General features: G+C 61.6%; 19 protein-coding genes. 13 read left to right on the top strand and 6 right to left on the bottom strand.

Going from position 1 to position 23251, the window contains the following annotated elements:
• Positions 1 to 5 precede the first annotated feature (5 nt).
• Together QZH45_RS06940 and dapC are read left to right on the top strand one after the other, a co-directional pair.
• Entirely contained in the window at positions 6 to 2708 is a 2703-nt protein-coding gene (locus QZH45_RS06940; RefSeq protein WP_055135913.1) for a [protein-PII] uridylyltransferase, read from the top strand.
• 127 nt (positions 2709 to 2835) lie between these two features.
• The gene (gene dapC / locus QZH45_RS06935) at positions 2836 to 4035 is read left to right on the top strand and encodes a succinyldiaminopimelate transaminase (protein ID WP_055135914.1); all 1200 of its coding nucleotides are present in this window, start codon (positions 2836 to 2838) and stop codon (positions 4033 to 4035) included.
• Positions 4036 to 4351: 316 nt separating this feature from the next.
• Here dapC and QZH45_RS06930 read toward each other — a convergent pair whose 3' ends face one another.
• The gene (locus QZH45_RS06930) at positions 4352 to 4711 is read right to left on the bottom strand and encodes a DUF6124 family protein (protein ID WP_069018477.1); all 360 of its coding nucleotides are present in this window, start codon (positions 4709 to 4711) and stop codon (positions 4352 to 4354) included.
• Positions 4712 to 5678: 967 nt separating this feature from the next.
• On the opposite strand from QZH45_RS06930, the gene QZH45_RS06925 reads away from it, so the two are divergent.
• From QZH45_RS06925 to QZH45_RS06910, 4 genes are all read left to right on the top strand, one after another.
• On the top strand, positions 5679 to 6041 hold the full coding sequence (locus tag QZH45_RS06925) for an ArsC family reductase (protein ID WP_024779005.1): 363 nt from the start codon (positions 5679 to 5681) through the stop codon (positions 6039 to 6041).
• A gap of 33 nt (positions 6042 to 6074) precedes the next feature.
• The gene (gene dapD, locus QZH45_RS06920; protein WP_024779004.1) at positions 6075 to 7109 is read left to right on the top strand and encodes a 2,3,4,5-tetrahydropyridine-2,6-dicarboxylate N-succinyltransferase; all 1035 of its coding nucleotides are present in this window, start codon (positions 6075 to 6077) and stop codon (positions 7107 to 7109) included.
• A gap of 170 nt (positions 7110 to 7279) precedes the next feature.
• Positions 7280 to 8485 (top strand): aminotransferase class V-fold PLP-dependent enzyme, encoded by a 1206-nt coding sequence (locus tag QZH45_RS06915; protein WP_055135884.1) that lies wholly within the window; start codon positions 7280 to 7282, stop codon positions 8483 to 8485.
• The gene (locus QZH45_RS06910; RefSeq protein WP_055135883.1) at positions 8482 to 8886 is read left to right on the top strand and encodes a SufE family protein; all 405 of its coding nucleotides are present in this window, start codon (positions 8482 to 8484) and stop codon (positions 8884 to 8886) included. Before QZH45_RS06915 ends, QZH45_RS06910 begins: the two co-directional genes overlap by 4 nt.
• Positions 8887 to 8924: 38 nt before the next feature.
• Here QZH45_RS06910 and tcdA read toward each other — a convergent pair whose 3' ends face one another.
• Entirely contained in the window at positions 8925 to 9737 is an 813-nt protein-coding gene (gene tcdA, locus QZH45_RS06905) for a tRNA cyclic N6-threonylcarbamoyladenosine(37) synthase TcdA (protein WP_024779001.1), read from the bottom strand.
• Positions 9738 to 10005: 268 nt separating this feature from the next.
• Here tcdA and dapE point away from each other — a divergent pair, with 268 nt between their 5' ends.
• The 3 genes from dapE to QZH45_RS06890 all read left to right on the top strand — a co-directional run bounded on the left by dapE (position 10006) and on the right by QZH45_RS06890 (position 12428).
• Complete coding sequence (dapE, locus tag QZH45_RS06900; protein ID WP_024779000.1) at positions 10006 to 11157, top strand: succinyl-diaminopimelate desuccinylase; 1152 nt, start codon at positions 10006 to 10008, stop codon at positions 11155 to 11157.
• On the top strand, positions 11157 to 11966 hold the full coding sequence (locus QZH45_RS06895; protein WP_024778999.1) for a putative RNA methyltransferase: 810 nt from the start codon (positions 11157 to 11159) through the stop codon (positions 11964 to 11966). The genes dapE and QZH45_RS06895 overlap by 1 nt, the downstream gene beginning before the upstream one ends.
• Before the next feature lie 84 nt (positions 11967 to 12050).
• On the top strand, positions 12051 to 12428 hold the full coding sequence (locus QZH45_RS06890; protein WP_024778998.1) for a hypothetical protein: 378 nt from the start codon (positions 12051 to 12053) through the stop codon (positions 12426 to 12428).
• Positions 12429 to 12576: 148 nt separating this feature from the next.
• Here QZH45_RS06890 and QZH45_RS06885 read toward each other — a convergent pair whose 3' ends face one another.
• Positions 12577 to 12786, bottom strand: coding sequence for a cold shock domain-containing protein (locus QZH45_RS06885; protein ID WP_003198198.1), 210 nt, complete (start codon positions 12784 to 12786; stop codon positions 12577 to 12579).
• Between the two features lie 226 nt (positions 12787 to 13012).
• Between QZH45_RS06885 and plsB the strand changes: the two genes are divergently transcribed.
• The 3 genes from plsB to QZH45_RS06870 are packed head-to-tail and all read left to right on the top strand — an operon-like array spanning position 13013 to position 16673.
• Positions 13013 to 15514 (top strand): glycerol-3-phosphate 1-O-acyltransferase PlsB, encoded by a 2502-nt coding sequence (gene plsB / locus QZH45_RS06880; RefSeq protein WP_055135882.1) that lies wholly within the window; start codon positions 13013 to 13015, stop codon positions 15512 to 15514.
• 52 nt (positions 15515 to 15566) lie between these two features.
• Positions 15567 to 15965 (top strand): YbaY family lipoprotein, encoded by a 399-nt coding sequence (locus tag QZH45_RS06875; protein WP_024778996.1) that lies wholly within the window; start codon positions 15567 to 15569, stop codon positions 15963 to 15965.
• 30 nt (positions 15966 to 15995) lie between these two features.
• A complete protein-coding gene (locus tag QZH45_RS06870; RefSeq protein ID WP_024778995.1) occupies positions 15996 to 16673 on the top strand; it encodes a DUF4197 domain-containing protein in 678 nt (225 codons plus the stop codon).
• Positions 16674 to 17335: 662 nt separating this feature from the next.
• Here the strand turns inward: QZH45_RS06870 and QZH45_RS06865 are convergent.
• Positions 17336 to 20401 carry an efflux RND transporter permease subunit gene (locus tag QZH45_RS06865; protein ID WP_055136185.1) on the bottom strand — a complete coding sequence of 1022 codons (3066 nt, stop codon included), beginning with the start codon at positions 20399 to 20401 and terminating at the stop codon, positions 17336 to 17338.
• Between the two features lie 6 nt (positions 20402 to 20407).
• The gene (locus QZH45_RS06860) at positions 20408 to 21508 is read right to left on the bottom strand and encodes an efflux RND transporter periplasmic adaptor subunit (RefSeq protein ID WP_024778993.1); all 1101 of its coding nucleotides are present in this window, start codon (positions 21506 to 21508) and stop codon (positions 20408 to 20410) included.
• 93 nt (positions 21509 to 21601) lie between these two features.
• Here QZH45_RS06860 and QZH45_RS06855 point away from each other — a divergent pair, with 93 nt between their 5' ends.
• Complete coding sequence (locus tag QZH45_RS06855) at positions 21602 to 22237, top strand: TetR/AcrR family transcriptional regulator (RefSeq protein WP_024778992.1); 636 nt, start codon at positions 21602 to 21604, stop codon at positions 22235 to 22237.
• Positions 22238 to 22399: 162 nt separating this feature from the next.
• On the opposite strand, the gene QZH45_RS06850 is transcribed toward QZH45_RS06855, so the two are convergent.
• The gene (locus QZH45_RS06850) at positions 22400 to 23182 is read right to left on the bottom strand and encodes a class I SAM-dependent methyltransferase (RefSeq protein WP_024778991.1); all 783 of its coding nucleotides are present in this window, start codon (positions 23180 to 23182) and stop codon (positions 22400 to 22402) included.
• Positions 23183 to 23251: the final 69 nt, after the last annotated feature.

Raw genomic sequence — 23251 nt, 5'->3', positions numbered from 1 at the left:
ATTCGATGCCGCAGGTGGATCCAGAACTCTTCGACCGCGGCCAGTTCCAGGCTGAACTGGCCCTGAAGGCAAGTCCCATCTCGGCCTTCAAGAAGGCGATCCGCCAGGCCCACGAAGTACTCGACCAGCGCTTTCGCGATGGCAGGGATATCCGCCGGCTGATCGAGGACCGTGCCTGGTTCGTCGACAACATCCTGCAGAAGGCCTGGGAGCAGTTCGACTGGAGCCTGGATGCCGACATCGCCCTGGTGGCAGTGGGTGGCTATGGGCGTGGCGAATTGCACCCTTATTCCGACATCGACCTGCTGATCCTGCTGGACAACGCCGATCACGAGATCTTTCGTGACTCCATCGAGCGTTTCCTGACCCTGCTGTGGGACATCGGCCTGGAAGTCGGCCAGAGCGTGCGCTCGGTACAGGAGTGCGCCGACGAGGCCCGCGCCGACCTGACGGTGGTGACCAACCTGATGGAAAGTCGCACCATCGCCGGCCCCGAGGGGCTGCGCCAGCGCATGCTCGAGGTGACCAGCACGGCGCACATGTGGCCGAGCAAGGACTTCTTCCTGGCCAAACGCGCCGAGCAAAAGGCCCGCCACCACAAGTACAACGACACCGAATACAACCTGGAACCCAACGTCAAAGGCTCTCCGGGCGGGCTGCGGGATATCCAGACCATCCTGTGGGTCGCCCGCCGCCAGTACGGCACGCTGAACCTGCGCAACCTTGCCGGCGAAGGGTTCCTGGTAGAGAGCGAGAACGCCTTGCTGGCCTCATCCCAGGAGTTTTTGTGGAAGGTCCGCTACGCCCTGCACATGCTCGCCGGGCGTGCCGAAGACCGCTTGCTGTTCGACCACCAGCGCTCCATCGCGGCCCTGCTGGGTTTCGAAGGCCAGGATGCCAAGCAGGCCATCGAAAACTTCATGCAGCAGTACTACCGGGTGGTGATGAGCATCGCCCAGCTCAGCGAACTGATCATCCAGCACTTCGAGGAAGTCATCCTCGCACCGGAAGATACCGCGCCGCCGCAGCCGATCAACTCCCGCTTCCAGTTGCACGACGGCTACATCGAAGCACGTAATGCCAATGTGTTCCGTCGCACCCCCTTCGCCATGCTCGAAATCTTCGTGCTGATGGCCCAGCAGCCGGAGATCAAGGGAGTACGCGCCGATACCATTCGCCTGCTGAGGGAGAACCGTCACCTGATCGATGACGACTTCCGCAACGACATCCGCAACACCAGCCTGTTCATCGAGCTGTTCAAGTGCAAGATCGGCGTGCACCGCAACCTGCGACGCATGAACCGCTACGGGATCCTGGGGCGCTACCTGCCGGAGTTTGGCTTTATCGTCGGGCAGATGCAGCACGACCTGTTTCATATCTATACCGTCGATGCCCATACCCTTAACCTGATCAAGCATTCGCGCAAGCTGCAGTACACCCAGGTCTCGGAAAAATTCCCGCTGGCCAGCAAACTCATGGGCAAGCTGCCCAAGCCTGAACTGATCTACATGGCCGGGCTGTACCACGACATTGGCAAGGGTCGCCAGGGCGACCACTCGGAAGTCGGCGCGGTGGATGCCGAGGCGTTTTGCCAGCGGCACCAGTTGCCCGCTTGGGACAGCCGATTGATCGTCTGGCTGGTACAGAATCACCTGGTGATGTCGACCACCGCCCAGCGCAAGGACCTGTCCGATCCGCAGGTGATCCACGACTTCGCCCAGATCGTCAGTGATGAAACGCGCCTGGATTACCTCTACGTGCTGACGGTGGCCGACATCAACGCCACCAACCCGACCTTGTGGAACTCCTGGCGGGCCAGCCTGTTGCGCCAGCTTTACACTGAAACCAAGCGGGCCTTGCGCCGTGGCCTGGAAAACCCGGTGGACCGTGAAGAGCAGATCCGTCGCACCCAAAGCGCTGCACTGGATATCCTGGTGCGCGGTGGCACCGACCCGGACGATGTCGAACAGCTCTGGTCACAACTGGGCGATGATTATTTCCTGCGCCACACCGCCGGCGACGTGGCCTGGCACAGCGACGCGATCCTGCAACAACCGGCCGACGGCGGGCCGTTGGTGTTGATCAAGGAGACTACGCAGCGCGAGTTCGAAGGCGGCACGCAGATCTTCATCTATGCGCCAGACCAACATGACTTCTTCGCCGTGACCGTGGCCGCCATGGACCAGCTCAACCTCAATATCCACGATGCGCGGATCATCACGTCCAGCAGCCAGTTCACCCTCGACACCTACATCGTGCTCGATACCGACGGCGATTCGATTGGCGACAACCCGACACGGGTCAAGCAGATTCGCGACGGTCTCACCAACGCCCTGCGCAACCCGGCGGACTACCCGACCATCATCCAGCGGCGGGTGCCACGCCAGCTCAAGCACTTCGCGTTCGCCCCGCAGGTGACGATCCACAATGATGCCCACCGCCAGATCACGGTGCTGGAACTCAGCGCCCCGGACCGTCCCGGGCTGCTGGCACGGATCGGTCATATTTTCCTGGAGTTCGACCTGTCGTTGCAGAACGCCAAGATCGCCACCCTGGGCGAGCGAGTGGAAGACGTCTTCTTCATCACCGACGCCCACAACCAGCCGCTGTCCGATCCTCTGCTGTGCAGTCGCCTGCAGGACGCGATCGTCCAGCATTTGAGCGTCAACCAGGAACCTGATACCCACCTGACACGCATCAACATCTGACCCATAAATTCCCCTGTGGGAGCGAGCCTGCTCGCGATGGCGGCGCGACATTCAGCATTGAGATCGCCTGCCCCACCGCTATCGCGAGCAGGCTCGCTCCCACAGTCCCACATTGAACGAGGCCCCCATGAACAACGCTCTGAACCAGTTGCAGCCCTACCCGTTCGAAAAGCTTCGCGCCCTGCTTGGCAGTGTCACGCCCAACCCGGACAAGCGGCCGATCGCGTTGTCCATCGGCGAACCCAAGCACCGTTCACCCAGTTTTGTCGCCGAAGCCCTGGCCGGCAACCTGGACCAGATGGCCGTCTATCCGACCACGTTGGGTATCCCCGCCCTGCGGGAAGCCATCGCCGACTGGTGCGAGCGACGCTTCAGCGTGCCCAACGGCTGGCTTGACCCGGCGCGCCATGTGCTGCCGGTCAATGGCACCCGGGAGGCGCTGTTCGCCTTCACCCAGACCGTGGTCAACCGTGGCGACGATGCGCTGGTAGTCAGCCCCAACCCTTTCTATCAAATCTATGAAGGCGCCGCGTTCCTGGCTGGAGCCAAGCCGCACTACCTGCCGTGCCTGGACGAGAATGGCTTCAACCCGGATTTCGACGCCGTCTCGCCAGACGTCTGGAAGCGCTGCCAGATCCTGTTCCTGTGCTCCCCTGGCAACCCGACCGGCGCCCTGATTCCGGTGGACGTGCTGAAGAAACTCATTGCCCTGGCCGATGAGCACGACTTCGTGATCGCCGCCGACGAGTGCTACAGCGAACTGTACTTCGACGAACAGACCCCGCCACCGGGCCTGCTCAGCGCCTGCGTCGAACTCGGCCGTCAGGATTTCAAGCGCTGCGTGGTGTTCCACAGCCTGTCCAAGCGCTCCAACCTGCCGGGCCTGCGCTCCGGTTTCGTGGCGGGCGACGCAGACATCCTCAAGGGTTTCCTGCTGTATCGCACCTATCACGGCTGCGCGATGCCGGTGCAGACCCAACTGGCGAGCATCGCCGCGTGGAACGACGAAGAACATGTACGGGCCAACCGGACGCTGTACCGGGAGAAGTTCGACGCCGTGCTGGACATCCTCAGCCCAGTGCTGGACGTGCAACGCCCTGATGGCAGCTTCTACCTGTGGCCAAACGTGGCGGGCGACGACGCAGCCTTCTGCCGGGATCTGTTCGAACAGGAACACGTGACCGTGGTACCGGGCTCCTACCTGTCCCGCGAAGTCGATGGCGTCAACCCGGGCGCCGGCCGCGTGCGCATGGCCCTGGTCGCACCGCTGGCCGAATGCGTGGAAGCGGCGGAGCGAATCCGCGCATTCATCCAGCGCCGGGGTTAAGGGTTGTTGTGGGAGCGGGCTTGCTCGCAAAGGCGTCAGTTCAGTGGCCTATCCGTAGACTGAAACACCGCTTTCGCGAGCAAGCCCGCTCCCACACTGAATTACGGGTTCCCACTCTCCCCGTAGCGACGCCGAAACCTGTGGGAGCCGAGCTTGCTCGCGATGACGGCGGCACAGTCGACAACATCGCAAGCTGATCCACCGCTTTCGCGAGCAGGCTCGCTCCCACAGGGTCCGGTGTCGATCACAAGTCTTGTGAGTACATCCATCCACTGTGGGAGCGAGCCTGCTCGCGATGAGGCCGGCACTTATTGCATCAGGCCCGAACCTCTACCCGGTCCAAAGCCTTCTCCGCCAGCAGTGCCCCCAACTCAATCATCTGCACCACCCCCAATGCCACATGCCGCCGCGAACCGGCCAGATCGAAGGCCAGGTCACTCAGCATGGCATTGGCCGAGGCCAGGGTTTCGCTGAGGTTGGCTAACAGAACTTCGGTGTCGACACTGTCCGCCACAATGAACAACTGCGTAGAGGATTCGGGGTCTGACTCGCTGTCGTCAGGCTTGAGGTAATGATCCAGCGCACGATCAGCAGCTTCTTGCAGCTTTTCGGGGGCGTAGTCGCCGTAGGGGAAAGTGGGTGCTGGTTTTGGAGGATTCGGCGTTTCCTTGATCATGTCATTGCTCCTAGGGAAATTAGAAGCCGCCACCGGGTCTTCTCACGGACTGGAGGGTGGCAGCCATACGCGGGGTGAGAATCCGGGTCCCTAGAAGCCCGGCCATGCCGAAGCATGCCCGCGCACAGCCGCCATAACACAATGCCCAGGCGAAAAGCGCCTGCACTTTATATGGTCGGCGCCTGCGCGCCTACTAGGGGAAATCGGATTCTCACGTCCGGTCGCTGAATTGGCAGCGACCCCCAGAGGCTAGAGCCCTCGCTTCCGACGGACAACCTTAAAAACTTGTCGGAAACTTCGGTGCGTCTGACAGACCACAAGCGCCTGCTCAGACAAGAAATGAAATAAAACGTACTGCGTCAGGCCAAGCCATTGATTTCGTGGACTTAGTCCATTGACAGATCCCATGCAACCTTGTTTCGAGAGTTCAAGCTGGTTTGAATTCGCTATCGCCGCTAGCCATAATCGACCCCGTCACCAGCGAAAGCTGGCAGGAGTCTGGGTCTCTCTCGAGGTTGACCCAGCGGCGCGGAAAGGGCGAAGCAAGCTCAACCGCGTGTCAATTGAAGCCGCCTTCGGGCGGCTTTGCTTTTAAAGAGGGTCGAGGATTGAAAGGGCCGCGAATACTTTTGTTCCTCGCCTAGGCTCTGAGGACATGCAACGCGTAATCGCAGGAGTGAAGGCCTGCCTTCCCGTGCCGGTTATTCCGATGCAAAGGGCAGGTCAAGTCGCATACAAAGTAGGCAGCCTATGCAATACCGGGTTGAGGACAATATGAAAGTTCGAAAGCCTTACTAACCGATGCAGAATCGGTGTCCAGGCTCTTGAGCCAGTTAGGCTACCAAGCCTCGCCTCTGCCAGAAGACCGCGTCATCGTTCATCGCGGGCAAGCCACGCTCCCACAGCCGTCCGGTCATGGCATAATCCTTCACCTTTTATTTCCGGCACCTGCAAAGGGGGCAGTTCCTTGACCGATTCAAGCAAAACGTTGCACCTTTTCGGCATCAAAGCCTGTGACACCATGAAAAAGGCGCGCACCTGGCTCGATGAGCACGCCGTGCGCTACGACTTTCACGACTACAAGAGCGCCGGCATCGACCGTGAGCACCTGACCCAATGGTGCGACGAGCATGGCTGGCAAGTGGTGTTGAACCGTGCCGGTACGACCTTTCGCAAGCTCGACGACGAACGCAAAGCCGATCTCGACCAGTCGAAAGCCATCGAACTGATGCTCGCCCAACCCTCGATGATCAAGCGCCCGGTGCTCGATCTCGGTGACCGTACCCTGATTGGCTTCAAGCCAGATATCTACGCGGCAGAAATCAAGTAAGCCTGCCCAGTCCATTTTGTTGAGGTAATGCTCATGTCCACTACCCTGTTCAGCCTGGCCTTCGGCGTCGGCACCCAAAACCGTCAAGGCGCCTGGCTGGAAGTGTTCTACGCACAACCACTGCTCAACCCGTCGGCCGACATCGTCAAGGCCATCGCGCCGATCCTGGGTTACAGCGAAGGCAACCAGGCCATCACCTTCACCACCGCCCAGGCCTCGCAACTGGCTGAGGCTCTGAAGGGTGTCGATGCCGCGCAAGCCGCGTTACTGACCCGCCTGGCCGAAAGCCACAAGCCGCTGGTCGCCACCCTGCTGGCTGAAGATGCGCAACTGAGCTCCACCCCCGAGGCCTACCTCAAGCTGCACCTGCTGTCCCATCGCCTGGTCAAGCCCCATGGCCTGAACCTGGCTGGCATTTTCCCGCTGCTGCCGAACGTGGCCTGGACCAGCCAGGGTGCGATCGACCTGGGCGAACTGGCTGAGCACCAGCTCGAAGCCCGCCTGCGTGGCGAGCTGCTGGAAGTGTTCTCGGTGGACAAGTTCCCGAAAATGACTGACTACGTGGTTCCGGCCGGCGTGCGTATCGCCGATGCCGCACGGATCCGCCTGGGTGCCTACGTGGGCGAAGGCACCACCGTGATGCACGAAGGTTTCGTCAACTTCAACGCCGGCACCGAAGGCCCGGGCATGATCGAAGGCCGTGTGTCGGCTGGCGTCTTCGTCGGCAAGGGCTCGGACCTGGGCGGCGGCTGCTCCACCATGGGCACCCTGTCGGGCGGCGGCAACATCGTGATCAAGGTCGGCGAAGGCTGCCTGATCGGCGCCAACGCCGGTATCGGTATTCCATTGGGCGACCGCAACACCGTGGAATCGGGCCTGTACGTGACCGCCGGCACCAAGGTGGCGCTGCTGGACGAGAACAACCAGCTGGTCAAAGTGGTCAAGGCCCGCGACCTGGCCGGCCAGCCCGACCTGCTGTTCCGTCGCAACTCCGAAACCGGCGCGGTGGAATGCAAGACCCACAAGTCGGCCATCGAGCTGAACGAAGCACTGCACGCGCATAACTAAGCCGCTTTACCGTCACCTGTGGGAGCAAGCTTTGTGGGAGCCGAGCTTGCTCGCGATGAACGATGACACGGTCTTGCAGTTAAACCGTGTTGCTCCCATCGCGAGCAAGCTCGGCTCCCACAGGGCCCGCTTCCACAGGGTCCAGCTTCACTTCAGCAGGGCCCGAAAGCATGTTGATTCCATCCCCCTGGCGTGCCGATTTCCCGGCCATCGCCGCCCTGCAACGGCAAGGCCAGACCTACCTGGACAACGCCGCCACCACGCAAAAACCCCAAGCATTGCTGGATGCCCTGGCGCATTACTACGCCAACGGCGCAGCCAATGTGCACCGTGCGCAACACCTGCCCGGCGCCCATGCCACCCAAGCGTTCGAAGACAGTCGTCTCAAGGTGTCGCAATGGCTCAATACGGGGGAATGCGGACAGATCGTGTTTACCCACGGCGCCACTTCGGCGCTGAATCTCCTGGCCTACGGGCTCGAACACCTGTTCAATCCAGGCGATGAAATCGTCATCAGCGCCCTGGAGCACCACGCCAACCTGCTGCCCTGGCAGCAACTGGCCGAGCGCCGTTCATTGACGCTGGTGGTGTTGCCGCTCGACTCCCACGGCGTCATCGACCTCGACGCCGCCGCCGACCTGATCGGCCCGCGTACACGCTTGCTCGCCGTGAGCCAACTGTCCAATGTGCTTGGCACCTGGCAACCCTTGCCGCCGCTATTGGCACTGGCCAAGGCCCAAGGCGCCTTGACGGTCATCGACGGTGCCCAGGGAGTGGTCCATGGCCGTCACGATGTGCAGGGCCTGGGCTGCGATTTCTATGTATTTTCCAGCCACAAGCTCTACGGGCCCGAAGGGCTGGGGGTGTTGTTCGGCCGCGACGAAGCGCTTCGCGAGCTGCGTCATTGGCAGTTCGGTGGCGAAATGGTGCAGCAGGCCGACTACCACCGCGCCACGTTCCGCCCTGCGCCCCTGGGCTTCGAAGCCGGCACACCGCCCATCGCCAGCGTGATAGGCTTGGGGGCGACCCTGGATTACCTGTCCACCCTCGACGCACAAGATGTCATTGACCATGAGACTGCGTTGCACGACTACCTGCTCCACGGCCTGCTGGCGCGCAACGGCGTGCGCCTGGTGGGCAATCCACGGCTGGCGCTGGTCAGTTTCGTGGTGGACGGCGTGCACAACGCCGACCTCGCTCATCTGCTGACCGAGCAAGGCATTGCCGTGCGCGCCGGGCATCACTGCGCCATGCCGCTGTTCAAGCATCTGCAGCTGTCGGGAGCGATCCGGGTATCGCTGGCGCTGTACAACGACTCCGCCGATATCGAGCGTTTCTTCGAAGCCCTCGATCAGGCCCTGGAGATGCTGCGATGAACCTGCCGGCCGATGCCGCCACAGCGCTGCAAATCTTCCAGGACGCCTCGGACTGGGAACAACGGGCCCGGCTGCTGATGCAGTGGGGCGACCGCCTGCCGCCGCTGAACGAGGCGGACAAGTGCGACACCAACCTCGTCAATGGCTGCGAAAGTCAGGTATGGCTGGTGGGGCGGTTGCAGGACGGACACTGGCAGTTTGCTGCCAGCAGTGATGCGCGGTTGATTCGCGGGTTGGTGGCGCTGCTGCTGGCACGGGTCAACGGCTTGTCGGCCGAAGCGTTGCAGCAGGTGGATTTGCCGGGCTGGTTCAATCAGTTGGGACTGTCGCGACAGCTGTCGCCGTCGCGCAGCAATGGCTTGAATGCAGTGTTGAAGCGGATGCACCAACTGGCGCAATGATTGTGGCGAGGGGATTTATCCCCTCGCCACAAAAGCGGTTACTGCCCGCTCTTTAGCCTATCCGCCGGCCGCCGCACACCCGCGACAATCTTATCCACAGCCTTGGTCGCCGCGACCATGCCGAACGTCGCCGTCACCATCATCACCGCGCCAAACCCGCCGGCGCAGTCGAGCTTCACGCCGTCGCCGACAAAACTCTTCTGCAAGCAGATGCTGCCGTCGGGTTTGGGGTAGCGCAGTTGCTCGGTGGAAAACACGCAGGGCACGCTGTAGTGACGGGTCACGGTGCGAGAAAAGCCGTAGTCGCGGCGCAGGGTAGAACGTACTTTCGACGCCAGCGGGTCATTGAAGGTACGGTTCAGGTCGCAGACCTGGATCAGCGTCGGGTCGATCTGCCCGCCCGCGCCGCCGGTGGTGATGATCTGGATCTTGCGGCGCTTGCACCAGGCGATCAGCGCTGCCTTGGCGTTGACACTGTCGATGCAGTCGATCACGCAGTCGATGTTCGGCGTGATGTACTCAGCCATGGTGTCGCGGGTGACGAAATCCGCCACGGCGTGCACCGTGCAATCAGGATTGATCCCGCGCAGACGCTCGGCCATCACCTCGACCTTGGGTTTGCCGACGGTGCTGTCCAGGGCGTGCAACTGGCGGTTGGCGTTGCTGACGCAGACGTCGTCCAGGTCGAACAGCGAAATCTCGCCCACACCACACCGGGCAATGGCTTCCGCCGCCCAGGAACCGACCCCGCCCACCCCGACAATCGCCACATGGGCCGCCCGCAAGCGCTCCAGGCCTTCGAGGCCATACAAACGGGCGATGCCGGCAAACCGTGGATCTTCTGTACTCATGACCAATACCCCAAAAACCGACGCGCATTATAGGGCACCGGAAAACCATTGTGGGAGCGAGCCTGCTCGCGATGGCGGTGCTTCAGTCAATATCACCGCCACAGATCCTCCACCATCGCGAGCAGGCTCGCTCCCACAAGGTTTTGTGCTCCAGCCGATAGACACTGCGGCCAACGATTGCCGTTTTGCTATAAGATAACCGCCATTTTGCGGGAGCCTGCCCGCTTCAGCACTCGCCTTGCGTTCACACAATATTCCCGGAGTTTCCATGACGGCCCACGCCGACCTCTCGCCGACCCTGCAACTCGCCTGCGACCTGATCCGCCGTCCGTCCGTGACGCCGGTGGATGCCGATTGCCAGAAACTGATGATGCAGCGCCTGGGCGATGCAGGTTTCAAGCTCGAACCGATGCGCATCGAGGATGTGGATAACTTCTGGGCCAGCCACGGCAAGCATGACGGTCCGGTGCTGTGCTTCGCCGGGCACACCGATGTAGTGCCGACCGGTCCGGTGCAGGCCTGGCAGCTCGATCCGTTCGATGCGGTCATCGACGATGAGGGCATGCTCTGTGGCCGAGGCGCGGCCGACATGAAAGGCAGCCTCGCGGCGATGGTGGTGGCGGCTGAGCGGTTCGTCGCTGACTACCCGGACCACAAGGGCTCGATCACCTTCCTGATCACCAGTGATGAAGAAGGCCCGGCCCACCACGGCACCAAGGCTGTAGTCGAGCGCCTCAAGGCCCGTCAGGAACGCCTGGACTGGTGCATCGTCGGCGAGCCGTCGAGCACCACCCTGGTGGGTGACGTGGTCAAGAACGGCCGTCGCGGCTCCCTCGGGGCGAAGCTGACCGTGCGCGGCAAGCAAGGCCACGTGGCCTATCCGCACCTGGCGAGGAACCCGATCCACCTGGCGGCTCCGGCACTGGCGGAACTGGCCGCCGAACATTGGGACCATGGCAACGATTTCTTCCCGCCCACCAGTTTCCAGATCTCCAACCTCAACGCCGGCACCGGCGCGACCAACGTGATCCCGGGCGACCTGGTGGCGGTGTTCAACTTCCGCTTCTCCACCGAGTCCACCGTCGAAGGCCTGCAACAGCGCGTCGCCGACATTCTCGACAAGCATCAACTGGATTGGCACATCGACTGGGCCCTGTCCGGCCTGCCGTTCCTCACCGAGCCGGGTGCGCTGCTGGACGCCGTGTCGTCCAGCATCAAGGACGTGACCGGTCGCGAAACCCAGGCTTCCACCAGCGGCGGCACGTCCGACGGTCGTTTCATCGCCACCATGGGCACCCAAGTGGTGGAACTGGGCCCGGTCAACGCGACCATCCATCAGGTCAACGAACGCGTGCTGGCGGCCGATCTCGATGTGCTCACCGAGATCTACTACAAAACGCTGATCAAGTTGCTCGCCTGATGCTCGCGTGTCCGATCTGCAGTGAACCACTGAACGCCGTGGATAACGGCGTGGCCTGCCCGGCCGGGCATCGGTTCGACCGCGCCCGCCAGGGCTACCTGAACCTGTTGCCGGTGCAGCACAAGAACAGCCGCGACCCCGGCGACAACCAGGCCATGGTCGAAGCCCGCCGCGACTTCCTCAACGCCGGGCACTACGCCCCTGTCGCCCGACGCCTGGCCGAGTTGGCGGCTGAACGCAACCCCGGCCGCTGGCTGGACATCGGCTGTGGCGAGGGTTACTACACCGCGCAGATCGCCGACGCACTGCCCGATGCCGATGGCTATGCCCTGGACATTTCCCGCGAGGCAGTCAAGCGTGCCTGCAAACGCAATCCACAGCTGACCTGGTTGATCGCCAGCATGGCGCGGGTGCCGCTGGCCGATGGCTGTTGCCAGTTCCTGGCGAGCGTGTTCAGTCCACTGGACTGGCAGGAGGCCAAGCGCTTGCTCAGTCCCGGTGGCGGCCTGATGAAAGTCGGCCCCACCCGCGGTCACCTGATGGAGCTGCGCGAACGCCTGTACGACGAAGTGCGCGAATACACCGATGACAAGCACCTGGCGCTGGTGCCCCAGGGCATGGCGCTGGAGCACAGCGAAACCCTGGCGTTCAAGCTGACCCTGGAGAGCGGCCAGGATCGCGCCAACCTGCTGGCGATGACGCCCCACGGCTGGCGCGCCAGTGCCGAACGCCGCGCCAGCGTGATCGAGCAAGCCGAGCCGTTCGAAGTCACAGTGTCGATGCGCTACGATTATTTCGTTCTTCAGTAACCTTTTTTGATTCCGGGTCCCGAGCGTCGCTTGGGACCAGTTAAATCCGCGAATGGATTTTTCGAAACCGCAGTGAGGACATCCATGCGCCAACCCGATATCGAGATTTACCTCAAAGACGCCGACGTCGATCACAAGGCCGTCGCCGCCTGGCTGACCCAGGCGCTGGGCCCGTGCAGCGAATGGACCCAAAAAGGCCAGACCTATAAATGCAAGGCCGGGGATATTCCGGTGACCTGGCTGCCCAAGGCCGTGGGGAAATGGAACAGCCTGTACCTGGAAAGCGATCGGACCCCATGGGATGACGACATCGCCTGCGCCCGTGCCGCGTTCGCCGCACTGAATGTCGAAGTACGCTGCGCGCCCGGCTCGTGGGTGGAAGAGGAAGGTGAGGAATCAGCCGATCGCTGGATTCGCATCAGTGCCGATGGGGAAGAAGAGATTACCTGGAAGACTGCCTGATTCGGCTCAGGTCCTCGACAGATTCAAATGTGGGAGCAAGCCTGCTCGCGATAGCGGTATGTCAGTCGATTATGTATTGCCTGATATACCGCTATCGCGAGCAGGCTCGCTCCCACAAGGGGTTTGCAGTGTTTTTTGGAAGAGTGGGTTACAGCCCCACTACATCCTCGGCCTGCAAGCCTTTCTGCCCTTCCACCACCGCATATTCGACCTGCTGGCCTTCGGTCAGTGAACGGTGGCCTTCGCCGCGGATCGCGCGGTAATGCACGAATACATCCGCCCCGCCTTCACGCTGGATAAAGCCGTAACCCTTGGCGTCGTTGAACCACTTAACGCTGCCGGTTTCCCGTGCTGCCATGATGTTCACTCCCATTTTTATTTTTTGAGTCGGCTTTTCGAAAGAAAGCCGTACGAACTTTAGCCGCCGTGCAGTCTTCCATAAGGGAAGCCGTGGCAGGCACCGGCCGAGTATATGACACTCGAGAAAACTCTCAACTGACTTTACTTCGGTGCTTTTTTGCCGATTTTCGGCGAATCCGGCACACTACCTGCCGCTTGATCTCATCCACCCATGCAGAAGCCGTATGACCCGTTCCCCGTTCCGCCGTCTTGTGTTTGGCACCCTGCGCCGACTGCTGTACCTCTGGGTTCGCTCCGAGACGATCAACCAGTCGTCCTTCACCCTCAACCTCGACCGCAGTCGTCCGGTGTTCTACGTTCTGCAAGATCCGTCACTGACCGACCTGGCGGTACTCGACACCGAGTGCACCAAAGCGGGCCTGCCCCGTCCAGTGTTGCCGGTGTCGGTGGGCAACCTGCTGGAACCGGCGGCATTCTTCTATCTGACGCCAGCGCCGGATTGGCTCGGGCGCCAGGACAAGCGCGGTGCGCCACCGACCCTGACGCGACTGGTCAATGTGCTGACTCATGATGCCGCCGAAGACGCACAGATCATCCCGGTCAGCGTGTTCTGGGGCCAGTCGCCCGACAGCGAGTCCAGCCCATGGAAACTGCTGTTCGCCGACAGTTGGGCGGTCACCGGACGCCTGCGTCGCCTATTGAGCATCATGATCCTGGGACGCAAGACCCGCGTGCAGTTCTCCGCGCCGATCCTTCTGCGCGAACTGATCGAGCACGACAAAGGTCACGCACGCACCGTACGCATGGCCCAGCGGATCCTGCGGGTGCATTTTCGCAACCTGAAGGCGGCGGTCATCGGCCCCGACATTTCCCATCGACGCAACCTGGTCAAGGGCCTGGTGAACCAGCCATTGGTCAAGCAGGCGATTGCCGACGAGGCCGAGCGGGAAAAAATCCCGGCGGAAAAAGCCAAGGCCCAGGCCCTGCGCTACGGCAACGAAATTGCCTCGGACTACACCTACACCGCCATTCGGTTCCTGGAAGTGGTGCTGAGCTGGTTCTGGAACAAGATCTACGATGGCATCAAGGTCAACAATATCGAAGGCGTGCAGGACATCGCCCCAGGTCACGAAGTCATCTATGTGCCGTGCCACCGCAGCCATATCGACTACCTGCTGCTGTCGTACCTGCTGTTCCGCAATGGCCTGACCCCACCGCATATCGCTGCCGGCATCAACCTCAACATGCCGGTGATCGGCAGCCTGTTGCGTCGTGGCGGGGCGTTTTTCATGCGCCGTACTTTCAAAGGCAACCCGCTCTACACCGCTGTATTCAACGAATACCTGCATACGCTGTTCACCAAGGGCTTTCCGGTGGAGTACTTCGTCGAGGGTGGTCGTTCGCGCACCGGGCGCATGCTGCAACCCAAGACCGGCATGCTCGCCATCACCCTGCGCAGCTTCTTGCGCTCATCGCGCACGCCCATCGTGTTCGTCCCGGTCTACATCGGCTATGAACGGGTGTTGGAAGGTCGTACCTACCTGGGTGAGTTGCGCGGGGCCAGCAAGAAGAAGGAATCGATCTTCGACATTTTCAAGGTCATCGGAGCTCTCAAGCAACGCTTCGGCCAGGTGGCGGTGAACTTTGGCGAGCCGATCAAACTGGCCGAATTCCTCGATGGCGAACAACCGGATTGGCGCCAGCAGGAGCTGGGGCCGCAGTTCAAACCGACCTGGCTCAATGCGACCACCCATCGCCTGGGTGAACGCGTGGCCCGACACCTGAACGAAGCCGCCGCCATCAACCCGGTCAATCTCGTGGCTCTGGCGCTGCTTTCCACCAGCCGCCTGGCGCTCGACGATCAGGCCATGGCCCGGGTGCTGGACCTGTATCTGGCGTTGCTGCGCAAAGTACCGTATTCGCCCCACACCACATTGCCCGAGGGAGATGGCCGGGCGTTGATCGAACATGTGAAAGGCATGGATCTGCTGTCGGAACAGAACGATGCCCTGGGCAAGATTGTGTACCTGGATGAGCAGAATGCGGTGCTGATGACCTACTACCGCAACAACGTGCTGCACATCTTCGCCCTGCCGGCGTTGCTGGCGAGTTTTTTCCAGAGTTCTTCGCGCATGAGCCGCGAGCAGATCCTGCGCTACACCCGCGCCTTGTACCCGTACCTGCAATCGGAACTGTTCATTCGCTGGTCGCTGGAGCAACTGGACGATGTGATCGACCAGTGGCTCGAAGCGTTCGTCGAACAGGGCCTGCTACGTTTCGAAAATGATCTGTACCTGCGTCCAGCGCCGAGTTCGCGGCACTTCGTGCTGCTGACCCTGCTGTCCAAAAGTATCGCCCAGGCTCTGCAACGCTTCTACATGACCGTCTCGCTGCTGCTCAACAGTGGCCAGAACAGCATCAGCGCCGAAGAGCTGGAGGACCTCTGCACCGTCATGGCCCAGCGCCTGTCGATCCTGCATGGCCTGAACGCACCGGAATTCTTCGACAAGACCCTGTTCCGCCATTTCATTCAGACGATGCTGGACCTCGATGTTCTGCGCCGGGACGATGCCGGCAAGCTAAGCTATCACGATCTGCTGGGCGAACTGGCCGAAGGCGCCGCCAAACGGGTGCTGCCGGCGGAGATTCGTTTGTCGATCCGCCAGGTGGCGTTGCATCGCAGTGAAGATGCGGCGGATCAGGTTGCTCCGGTGCCCCAGGACTGAGCCCCACCGGCGCCAGGCCGTTTCCTGGCGCCCTCGAACAAGGAGTTGCGCCATGAAGAAAATACCCCTGCTGGTTGTTGCCGCACTGCTCGGCGCCTGCTCCAGCGCGCCGCTGGCAAGCAAGAACCACCTCGACGGTGAAGTGTTCTACCTGCAACGCATCGCCTTGCCGCCCTCCGCGACCCTGAGCGTGAGCCTGCAAGATGTTTCCCTGGCCGATGCTCCGGCGGTGGTGCTCGATCAGCAGAGCGGCCCCGTCAAAAGACAGGTCCCGCTGCCATTCCACCTCAGTTATGATCCGTCCCAGGTCAAACCCGGCCATCGTTATGCCGTGAGTGCCCGCATCGAAGCAGACGGCCAGTTGATGTTCATCAGCACCGAACAACACACCGTGCAACTCGATGGCAAAGATCCGCAGCCGTTGAAGATCCGCGTCAACCCTGCACGTTGATCCCTTTCAATTCACTTCAAGGACGCTGTCATGCTCCGTTCTACTCTACTGTTCGCAGGCCTGCTGGTCTGTGCCAATGCCATGGCCCTGTCCCTGGGTGATCTGTCGCAAAAAGATGCCACGGGAGGCCTCAAGGACGCCTTGACCCAGGGCGCGCAAATAGCGGTCAAGCAACTGGGCACTCCCGGGGGATTCAGCAACAACCCGGAAGTGAAAATCGAACTGCCGGGCAAACTCGGCAAAGTCGCCAGCAAGATGAAAGCCTTCGGCATGGGTGATCAGGTCGATCAACTGGAAGCCAGCATGAACCAGGCGGCCGAGACTGCCGTGGTCCAGGCCCAGCCGATTCTGGTCAATGCCGTGAAGAACATGAGCGTGGACGATGCCAAGGGCATCTTGAGCGGTGGCAAGGACTCGGCGACACAGTACCTGAACAAGAGCAGCCGCGAGCAGATCCGCGCCAAGTTCCTGCCCATCGTCAAGCAAGCCACCGACAAGGTCGGCCTCGCCCAGAAATACAATGCCTTTGCCGGTCAGGCCGCGACGTTCGGCGTATTGGATGCCAAAAGCGCCAACGTCGAAAACTACGTGACCGAGCAGGCACTGGACGGCTTGTTCGAAATGATCGGCAAGCAGGAAGCCGCGATTCGCCAGAACCCGGCGGCCGCGGCCACCAGCCTGGCGAAGAAGGTGTTTGGCAGTCTCTGAATGCGGTAACCAACTGTGGGAGCAAGCTTGCTCGCGATAGCGGTTTCAGCCATGACCTATTCGTTGGCTGCGATACCGCTTTCGCGAGCAAGCCCGCTCCCACATTGCTTTGCAGTGGATGGCCAATCTGCGATCACCTCGGACCCTGTGGGGGCCGGGCTTGCCCGCGATGATGGTGGCACGGACAACATCGATGCAAGCTGACCCACCGCTTTCGCGAGCAGGCTCGCTCCCACATTGCTTTGCGGTGGACGGCCAATCTGCGATCACCTCGGCCCCTGTGAGAGCTGGGCTTGCCCGCGATGGCGGTGGCACGGACAACATCGATGCAAGCTGACCCACCGCTTTCGCGAGCAAGCCCACTCCCACATTGCTTTGCAGTGGACGGCCAATCTGCGATCACCTCGGCCCCTGTGGGAGCCGGGCTTGCCCGCGATGACGGTGGCACGAACAACATCGATGCAAGCTGACCCACCGCTTTCGCGAGCAGGCTCGCTCCCACATTGCTTTGCGGCGGACGGCCAATCTGCGATCACCTCGGCCCCTGTGGGAGCCGGGCTTGCCCGCGATGGCGGCGGTACAGTCAGACTCTGAGTGACAGAGCCACCGCTTTCGCGAGCAAGCCGCTCCCACAAAAAGATTTGGCGTTCACAACCGCTCAGTCAGGTTTTCCTGACTCTGAACCAAGCCGCATACAGCGCCGGCAGGAACAGCAGCGTCAACGCCGTCGCAACGATCAGTCCACCCATGATCGCCACCGCCATCGGGCCGAAGAACAGGCTGCGTGATAGTGGAATCATTGCCAGCACCGCCGCCAGCGCGGTGAGCACGATCGGTCGGAAGCGTCGTACCGTGGCTTCGATGATCGCCTGCCACGGCGTCAGCCCTGCCTCGATATCCTGTTCGATCTGGTCCACCAGGATCACCGAGTTGCGCATGATCATCCCCGACAGGGCAATGGTGCCCAGCATGGCGACGAAACCAAACGGTTGACGGAACACCAGCAGGAACAGCGTAACGCCGATCAGCCCCAGAGGCGCCGTCAGAAATACCATGGCCGTGCGTGAGAAACTGCGCAGTTGCAGCATCAGCAAGGTCAGCACCACCACGATGAACAACGGTACCCCGGCATTCACCGACTTCTGCCCTCGGGTCGAATCCTCGACCGTCCCACCGACCTCCAGCAGGTAACCGTCCGGCAACTCTGCGCGAATCGGATCCAGGGTCGGGAAGATCTGCTGCACCAGGGATGCCGGCTGCTCCTTGCCATAGATATCGGCCCGCACCGTCACGCTAGGCAGGCGATTGCGATGCCAGATCACGCCCTCTTCAAAACCGTACTCCAGCGTCGCGATCTGTGACAGCGCGACACTCTGACCATTCTCGGTAGGCACCGCCAGGCTCGGCAGCAGCGTCAGTTCGGTGCGGTCATGCAGCGTGCCACGCAACAGGATCTCGATCAGTTCGTTGTCCTCCCGGTACTGGCTGACGCTGGAGCCGACAAGGGTGCTCTGCAGGAATTTCGACAGGTCGGCGGTGTTCACGCCCAAAGCACGGGCGCGCTCCTGGTCGACATTCAGGTACACGACTTTGCTCGGTTCTTCCCAATCCAGGTGTACGTTCGTCACGTAGGGGTTTTCGCGAACCTTCGTCGCGACTTTCCGCGCCAGCGCTCGGACTTTCTCAATATGCTCACCGGTCACCCGGAACTGTACCGGATACCCCACTGGCGGACCGTTCTCCAAGCGCGTGACCCGGGAGCGCAAGGTCGGAAACTGTTCGTTCAGGGTGCTGATCAGCCAGCTGCGCAAGGGTTCGCGGTCTTCGATGGTCTTGGCCAACACCACGAACTGGGCAAAGCTCGGCGCCGGCAGTTGCTGATCCAGCGGCAGGTAGAAACGCGGTGAACCGGTGCCGACATAGGCCACGTAATTATCGATACCCGGGTGATCCTTGAGCAACGCCTCCAGGCGCTTGACCTGTTCGGCGGTGTTACGCAGGGACGCTCCTTCCTCCAGCTTCAGATCGACCATCAATTCCAGCCGCCCCGATGCCGGGAAGAACTGCTGCGGGACAAAACGGAACAGCATCACCGAGCCGATGAACAACAGCACGGTCAAAGCAATGACGGTTTTGCGCCGACGCACGCACCATTCCACCAACCGCCGGACCCGCTGGTAGAACGGCGTACCGTAAGGGTCGGGCTGGCCGTTACCGGTGCCGTGCTTGGCCGCATGAATTTTCGCCAGGTCCGGCAGGAGTTTTTCCCCCAGGTAGGGTACGAACACCACCGCAGCCACCCAGGACGCCAGCAGCGCGAGGGTCACAACCTGGAAAATCGAGCGGGTATATTCGCCGGTGCCCGATTGCGCCGTGGCGATCGGCAGGAACCCTGCCGCCGTGATCAGCGTACCGGTGAGCATCGGGAACGCCGTGCTCGTCCAGGCGTAGCTGGCCGCCTTGATCCGGTCGAAGCCCTGCTCCATCTTGATCGCCATCATCTCCACCGCAATGATCGCGTCATCCACCAGCAACCCGAGCGCCAGCACCAGCGCGCCCAGGGAAATCTTGTGCAGGCCGATCCCCAGGTAATACATCGCCGCGAAGGTCATCGCCAGCACCAGCGGAATCGCCAGGGCGACCACCAACCCGGTACGCAGCCCCAGGGAGAAGAAGCTCACCAGCAAGACGATCGTCAGCGCTTCCACCAGCACCTGGACGAACTCACCGACGCCGGTCTTCACTGCCGCCGGCTGGTCCGACACCTTGCGCAACTGCATCCCGGCCGGCAGGTTGTTCTGGATCCGGGCAAACTCGGCTTCCAACGCCTTGCCCAGGACCAGGATGTCGCCCCCCTCCTTCATCGCCACGGCCAGGCCAATGGCATCTTCGCCCATGAAGCGCATACGCGGTGCCGGTGGTTCGTTGAAGCCACGATGCACGTCCGCCACATCGTCGATACGGAACGTACGATCGGCGACCCGGATCGGGAAGTTGCGGATCTCTTCTACCGTCTGGAAATTCCCCGACACCCGTAGCTGCAAACGCTCACTACCGGTTTCGAAAAAGCCCGCGGTCGAGACGGTGTTCTGCTTTTCCAGGGCCTGCTGGACCGCCGACAAAGGCAGACCGAGGGTCGCCAGCTTGACGTTCGACAGCTCGATCCAGATTTTCTCGTCCTGTAGACCGAGCAACTCGACCTTGCCCACATTCTTGACCCGTTGCAGCTGGATCTGGACACGGTCGGCGTAGTCCTTGAGCACACCGTAGTCAAAGCCATCGCCGGTCAGGGCGTAGATATTGCCGAAGGTGGTCCCGAACTCATCGTTGAAGAACGGCCCCTGGACACCCTGCGGCAAGGTATGCCGGATATCGGCGACCTTCTTGCGGATCTGGTACCACAACTCGGGAATCTGCGCCGAATGCATGGAGTCCCGGGCCATGAAGGTCACCCGGGACTCGCCCGGACGGGAAAACGAGACGATTCTTTCGTAATCGCCGGTTTCCATCAGCTTCTTTTCGATGCGTTCGGTGACCTGGCGCGACACTTCCTCGGCCGTGGCTCCCGGCCAGTTGGTACTGATGACCATGGCCTTGAAGGTGAACGGCGGGTCTTCACTCTGACCCAGCTTGGTGTAGGAAAGCGCGCCGACAATGGCGAGCAACAGCATCAGGAACAGTACGATCTGACGATTACGCAACGCCCATTCGGAAAGATTGAAGCCCATCGGGGATTACTCCTTGGCCGCCAGGTTGACCACGCGGTTGGAGCGATCCACCGGCCGTACCTGCTGGCCTTCAAGGAGCACATGCACGCCGGCCGCCACTACCCAGTCATTGGCACTGAGGCCCTCAAGCACTGGAACGGTCTTCTCACCGAAGGCGCCGACACGCACCGGAACCTTCTTCACGGTGTTGTTGGCGTTGACCACCCAGACATACGTCGCGCCGTTTTCAGCCGTCAGAGCCGATAGCGGTACCGACAGCGGCACTTTGTCGACCGTCTGAATGAAGACCCGGGCACTCTGGCCCAGCTCGGCGGGAACGCTGCCCCCGACGAATGCGACACGGGCGGCGAAAGTACGGGACTTGGGATCGGCTGCCGGCGAGAGTTCGCGAATATGCCCACTGAAACGCTGACCCGGCTGGCTCCATAGCTCTACCGAGACTGGCTGGCCAATCCTGAACCGACCAAAGCTCTGTTCCGGCAGGCTGATCAGCACTTCTCGCTCACCGTCGGTGGCGAGGGTGAAGACGGTTTGTCCGGCTTGCACCACCTGACCGACTTCCACCGAACGCCGGGCGACCACGCCATCCTGGGGCGCCCGCAATACCGAATAGCTGGCCTGATTGCTGGAAACGTCGAACTCCGCCTGGATCTGCTTGAGACGCGCGGCGCCCGAGCGGTAGAGGTTCTCGGCATTGTCGTACTGGGAGCGACTGACCATCTGCCGGTCCAGCAGTTTCTTGTAGCGATCACGCTCGGCCCGCACCAGGTTCAGGTTGGCCTCGGCCGCGGCCACCTGGGCCCGGGTGGCTTCCAGTTGCAAGCGCACGTCTTGGGGATCGAGTTCGGCCAGTGGTTGGTTGGCCTTGACCCGTTGCCCCTCTTCGACCAGACGTCGGCTCACTTTGCCACCAATGCGAAAAGCCAGGTCCGGCTCGAAACGGGCCCGCACTTCACCTGGGTAACTGTCGGTCGCCTGGGCCGAAGGCTCTGGTTTCACGACCATGGCCGGACGCACGGCGACCACTACCGGTTCGTCATGACCACACGCAGACAATAAAAAAGCCAGGGTGACTGGCACGGCGAGGGGCAATGCATAGCGGAACATGGCGGCAGACCTTTCGCTAATGGTGCTTGGAATAATTATACTGACGGGTATGGTATTAATAGCAAACTCACCAGTCCAGTATTAAAGCGAAGAATGTCGAACAATCTTTTACCCACCAGCGGCCCTGGCCGCCCGAAGGATCTGGTCAAGCGCCAGGCCATTCTCGACGCCGCCAAACGGCTGTTCATAGAATTGGGTTACGCCAATACCAGCATGGATACCGTCGCCACCGAAGCGGGCGTGTCGAAGCTGACGGTCTACAGTCACTTCAACGACAAGGAAACACTGTTTTCCGCCGCCGTGATTGCCAAGTGCGAAGAGCAGGTGCCACCGCTGTTCTTTGAGTGGCCAGATGGCGTGCCGATTGAACATGTACTGTTGAACATTGCCCGAGGCTTTCACCAATTGGTCAGCAGCGAAGAATCAGTGAACCTGCATCGGGTGATCATGGCCCTGGGCAGCCAGGACCCCAAGCTTTCGACGATTTTCTACCAAGCCGGCCCCGAGCGGATGCTCTCGGGCATGGAGCGGTTACTGGCCAAGGTCAACCAGAGCGGTGCCCTGTGTATCGACAAACCCCGTCATGCGGCGGAGCATTTCTTCTGTCTGATCAAGGGCGCGGCGAATTTCCGCTTGCTGTATGGCTGCGGCGCGCCGTTGGTGGCTGAGGCGGCCGAGGAGCATGTGCAGGAGGTGGTGGGGTTGTTCATGCGGGCGTATCGGCCTTAGGTTTTCGGTGCCTGGGATGGCCTTGATCGCGAGCAGGCTCGCTCCCACAGTGGATTGGCGTTGCCCAAAACCCGTGGGAGCAAGGCTTGCCCGCGATGAAATTTATGCGTTTAGCCCTGAAACCGAGGCGCCTTCATCGCGAGCAAGCTTTGCTCCCACAGCTCAAGCCTTGAGCGCTTTCTTGGGATAGATGTCGTACCGACTGGATTTGCCATCGAGCCCATGGCTCGGCTTCGGCCCTTCGATGCACGGTGCCTTGCGCGGGCGCTTGACCACTACCCGGTGCGTCGCCAGGGCCAGGGCTGCGGCCAGCAGCGCCGGAGCGTCGGGATCGTCGCCAACCAAGGGCCGGAACAGGCGCATTTCCTTCTTCACCAGGGCAGTTTTCTCACGATGTGGGAACATCGGGTCCAGATAGATCACCTGGGGCGGCTCGCCTTCCCAGTTTTGCATCACCTCGATGGAATTGCCTTTGAGCAAGCGCATGCGGGCCACAATGGGCGCCACGTCGAAGTCCTCCGCGCCACGGGCCAGACCATCCTCCAGTAAGGCGCCGATCAACGGCTGGCGTTCGATCAGGCTCATCTCACAGCCCAGGCTGGCCAGCACGAAGGCATCCTTGCCCAAACCGGCCGTGGCATCCAGCACACGTGGACGCACGCCCTGGGCGATGCCGACCGCCTTGGCGATCATCTGACCGCTACCGCCACCGTACAACCGGCGATGGGCCGCGCCGCCCTCGACAAAATCCACTCGCACCGGCCCCGGAGCGTCCGGCCCCAGTTGTTGCAGTTGCAGCCCGTGCTCGCCGACCTGCAAGGCAAACTCGCCATCGTCCACCTGCAAGGGCAGGCCAAGGCGCAGGGCCCAGTGCTCGGCCTGAGGCTGGAAGGCCGGGGCCAGGGCCTCGACGTGGATGCGGCAGGCCGCGGGTTGCTCACTCATGGAAAACACGCTCAAAAAATTAAGGATCGGCAAAAACGGCCGATAACAACGGTGAACGGCATTTTGCCA

This window comes from Pseudomonas corrugata, from assembly GCF_050920615.1.
Taxonomy (GTDB): domain Bacteria; phylum Pseudomonadota; class Gammaproteobacteria; order Pseudomonadales; family Pseudomonadaceae; genus Aquipseudomonas; species Aquipseudomonas corrugata.
This window is presented reverse-complemented; position numbering and strand designations above follow the sequence as displayed.